The sequence below is a fragment of the Candidatus Sarmatiella mevalonica genome (assembly GCF_016751895.1).
Classification (GTDB): Bacteria; Pseudomonadota; Alphaproteobacteria; order Rickettsiales; family Rickettsiaceae; genus Sarmatiella; species Sarmatiella mevalonica.
Genome location: NZ_JACVVM010000086.1, coordinates 1 through 3,813, shown reverse-complemented (window position 1 = coordinate 3,813; position 3,813 = coordinate 1). Strand labels below are relative to the sequence as shown.

Here is a 3,813-nt window from a genome sequence, read left to right as displayed (position 1 = left end):
AAAATATACCATCCCATAAACGTCTGGCATCCCTAGGGGGCGGCCTGCCTTGTTTCCCCCTTCTTTTGTAAATTATCTTTTCGACTACGGCCCATTCTTCATCTGTTAAATCACTCGTATAGCTCGTTGACATCTCATATCCTCCCTTTGATGCCAATCATAACGATGTCCCTCCAATACTTCAACCTTTTGCGTGACTGGTTCTTATTTTTTAAATAATTTGTTATTTAAAGGTTTTAAAAAAGTCCGCCATATCTACACATTTTTGGTCTAATCTTCGGGTGTATGACGTTTATCAGATCGATATCGCAATAAACACAAAGGTTACAATCTAAAATTTAATATTTTAGCAGGAATATTAAGAACGGTTTTTGTAATCAAAGACTAGCAGCTTAATAGAGCGGCGCTATTGATACCGAAATTAATTATTAGACCTCTTTCCTAACTCTACTCCTGATGGCAACTGTGGCGACGCTGTCGATGCGCAAGTCCTCACGTACTTCGTGTACGCTGCGGCTCTGTGCTTCGTATACTCCTCACATTTGCTCATCATGAGCGAGTTTTGAAAGAGGTCTATTATTAATATTTCAATTGCCTCCCTTAATGCTTTGCTTTTTTACTTACACAGCAGGTCTAGTGTCAAATAAACCATTTTGGATTCTCTATCAAAGCTTAATGCGTCCATAAAATCTCTATTTTCGTGATTTTAAGTGCATGCCATGACCTATTTGCGATAAATTTCGTCACTATTTACATAGAGTCACTCGTTTCTAGAGGTGGTGATAAGGGTTGCCATTATTAGCGATAATTATTGAAGTCGATAATAGTGCGCTCCTGTGTTTTCTTAGGTGATGATGTCAAACTTTACTATTATCGTATATTGACTTATTCGATAATAAGTTGTATGCTATATCTGTTACCAGAAATAAAAGGAGTAAGATGGATATAGAGCAGTCATCAAGCGGTCAGATCATTAAAGCCTCTACAGGCTATAAAGCCTTCATCCCAGCGGCTTTACCACCAAAACTTGAGTGGGATGATGCGCTTGTCTATAGTTTATCGCGCGCTGATTTCTTACTCGGAAAATTGGCCCGCGAAGGCAGTAGATTACCCAATCCCCACCTTCTATTGCGTTCATTTATCACTAGAGAAGCTGTGTTATCCAGTAGAATAGAAGGAACTCAGGCCACTTTAGGTGAAATTCTAGCGGCAGATAGAGGCGTGAGCGCAGGACGAAATCCAGATGATTTGCAAGAAGTTCAAAACTATATCAAGGCATTAGATTATGGCATCAAAAGATTAAAAGAATTGCCCTTATCTTTGCGGCTTATCAAAGAAATCCACGGATCTTTGATGCAGGGCGTAAGAGGCTCTCATGCGACACCTGGAGAATTTAGACGCACGCAGAATTGGATAGGTTCACCTGGGTGTACACTGAACACGGCAAAGTTTGTGCCCGTACCCCCTGATCATTTGATGGATGCTTTAAGCGAATTAGAAAGTTTTTTACATAACAGGCAATTGCCTCCTCTTATTCATATTGCTCTGTGCCATTATCAATTTGAAGCCATACACCCCTTCTTAGATGGTAACGGACGTGTTGGGCGACTCCTTATTACCTTATTACTTATCGAGCAAAAAATGCTTCCTTCTCCTTTGTTATATTTATCGGCATTTTTTGAAGCAACCCGCGATGAGTACTACCGGCAGCTCTATAATGTGAGCAGAGATGGAGCGTGGCGTAATTGGCTCATCTATTTTCTGAGTGGCGTTGCAGTTCAATCTGAAGATGTTTTGTCCAGGGCGGAACGTATCAATGAATTATTGCAATCGTGGAAAATAATGGTAGCAAGCAGTGGTTCATCAATTGCGATAGACATTGTAGAGCGGCTTGCGGTTAATCCCTACGTAACGATTAATAAAATTGCTGAAGATTTAGGGGTTGCCTATAGCACAGCACAAAGAGGCATCCAAAAAATTGAAGCTGTAAACATTATTCAAAAGACTTCTGATAATAAGCGCGACAAAGTTTATTGCGCAAATGCAATACTGCAAATCTTAGAAGAGCCTACAAGGCTTAGCGCTGAAGCTGATGGATAGGCAAATAAGATGAGTAGACCTGTTGCGTAAGTGAGAATATATCGCCTAAGATAGAAAGAGGTCTTGATTTTTCAAGACAGAAGGTATATATGGAGTTTATTTCAACACAAAACTACTCCATATATGGCAATATCATACACAAAAATCAGGAACATCCAAGAATTTTTTTAACTCGACTATCAAGTTTTTTTAAAAAGTTCATGAACTCATTGGCGCAAATTTTTCCATGTCAATACCACGCATCATAGTACCCTACATTTTTTAAGGAAAGGCTTTATTATGAGGATTTGAAGTAGTATATGTCGTTTATTTTTTGTGACAAAAATGCATAATATACTACTTCAAGCCTTCAAGCGCTATCATCTCATATAGCCGGAAATAAATCAAGAGTAAAATCTTTTGTTGCAGCAATCTTGAGTATTATTACGGATGCTGGTATTCACCAAAAAGAGCTTGCGCTATCTCTCCCTGGTCCCGCAAAGGATAAATCTAAAACTCATAGAATTTATCGTTTATTGAAAAGCTTTACTATAGATTTTATTTCGATTGCTAAGTTAATCATCGGTTTATTCGGAATCACAAGTTGTGTTTTGGCAATGGACAGAACTAATTGGAAATTCGGAAAAACGGATATTAATATTTTATTTCTCGCGGTAGTTATAAACAATAGATCTCTTTCGAAACTGTGATATATGTGTATACTCAAGCTAGGTCAATAAAAATATTATGGTTGTGCAATTGAAATATGAACAAGTGAAGATTTTATCAGATGATCAATTCAGAAGATTAATAGGAGTCAAGCGTGGTACGTTTGATAAGATGGTAAAAATATTAGAAGAAGCTGATAAAAAGAAAAAACTAAAGGAGGTAGAAGAAATAAGCTGAGCATGGAAAAATCAGCTATTAATGGCATTGGAATATATCAGAGAATACCGCGCATATTTCCATGTTAGTCAAAGTTATGGAATAAACGAGAGTTCCTGTTACAAAGGAATTAAGTGGATAGAAGATACGCTAATCAAACATCCTGATTTTGCTTTGCCTGGTCGCAAGGCATTACTTAGAAGCGATATGGAATATGAAGTTATACTAATAGATACAACAGAAACGCCAATAGACCTCTTTCCTAACTCTACTCCTGATGGCGACTGTGGCGATGCTGTCGATGCGCAAGTCCTCACGTACTTCATGTACGCTGCGGCTCTAGCTTCTTTATAATCCGGCTCACTCTTGATTCGTCAATGTTAAACATAAAGCCTATCTGCATCATTGTGCTATAAGTGCGAAGGTACATTAAAAGCATCAGGGTCATTTCTTCTAGACCTAATTTATAATTCCTCCCGGGACGTTTATATTGGCCTACGACTCTTTTATCCCAGATTTTTTCTAGCTTCTTTATTATTATTTCAAACTTTTCTAGCTCCATGCCAAATAATCTTAAAAAAACTCTTGGATGTTTAGCAATTTTACTGTATCTTATCATTGTGTGTAGTCTCTTGTTGGTTAAAAATCACGTTCTATACACGCTTTATAAAAAATATCAACCCCTTCCTGTAAGTAATTTCCAATTCTATATACTTACGCAAGAGGTCTAATAAATTACTTGCCGCTTGATGCTAAAATAGACCTCTTTCGAAACTCGCTCATGATGCGCAAATGCGAGGAGTATACGAAGCACAGAGCCGCAGCGTACATGAAGTACGTGAGGACTTG

At 38.0% G+C, this 3,813-nt stretch carries 5 protein-coding genes and 1 pseudogene; 4 read left to right on the top strand and 2 right to left on the bottom strand.

Annotated elements, in window-relative coordinates:
- Nucleotides 1-421: 421 nt before the first annotated feature.
- The gene (locus Sarmat_RS07170; RefSeq protein WP_279611773.1) at nt 422-553 is read right to left on the bottom strand and encodes a hypothetical protein; all 132 of its coding nucleotides are present in this window, start codon (nt 551-553) and stop codon (nt 422-424) included.
- Between the two features lie 386 nt (nt 554-939).
- Here Sarmat_RS07170 and Sarmat_RS06095 point away from each other — a divergent pair, with 386 nt between their 5' ends.
- The 4 genes and pseudogenes from Sarmat_RS06095 to Sarmat_RS06080 form a co-directional block, all read left to right on the top strand.
- Nucleotides 940-2,100, top strand: coding sequence for a Fic family protein (locus Sarmat_RS06095; RefSeq protein WP_202149885.1), 1,161 nt, complete (start codon nt 940-942; stop codon nt 2,098-2,100).
- Between the two features lie 89 nt (nt 2,101-2,189).
- Complete coding sequence (locus Sarmat_RS06090) at nt 2,190-2,348, top strand: hypothetical protein (RefSeq protein ID WP_202149884.1); 159 nt, start codon at nt 2,190-2,192, stop codon at nt 2,346-2,348.
- Between the two features lie 165 nt (nt 2,349-2,513).
- A complete protein-coding gene (locus tag Sarmat_RS06085) occupies nt 2,514-2,789 on the top strand; it encodes a hypothetical protein (RefSeq protein ID WP_202149883.1) in 276 nt (91 codons plus the stop codon).
- Between the two features lie 49 nt (nt 2,790-2,838).
- Nucleotides 2,839-3,219, top strand: a pseudogene (locus Sarmat_RS06080) (transposase family protein); the annotation flags it as partial.
- 67 nt (nt 3,220-3,286) lie between these two features.
- Here the strand turns inward: Sarmat_RS06080 and Sarmat_RS06075 are convergent.
- Entirely contained in the window at nt 3,287-3,583 is a 297-nt protein-coding gene (locus tag Sarmat_RS06075) for a helix-turn-helix domain-containing protein (protein WP_202149882.1), read from the bottom strand.
- Nucleotides 3,584-3,813 lie beyond the last annotated feature (230 nt).

Excerpts from the sequence above, each read along its gene's own strand:
- Sarmat_RS07170 (WP_279611773.1), bottom strand. The coding sequence starts at position 553 with ATGATGAGCAAATGTGAGGAGTATACGAAGCACAGAGCCGCAGCGTAC.
- Sarmat_RS06095 (WP_202149885.1), top strand. The coding sequence starts at position 940 with ATGGATATAGAGCAGTCATCAAGCGGTCAGATCATTAAAGCCTCTACA.
- Sarmat_RS06090 (WP_202149884.1), top strand. The coding sequence starts at position 2,190 with ATGGAGTTTATTTCAACACAAAACTACTCCATATATGGCAATATCATA.
- Sarmat_RS06075 (WP_202149882.1), bottom strand. The coding sequence starts at position 3,583 with ATGATAAGATACAGTAAAATTGCTAAACATCCAAGAGTTTTTTTAAGA.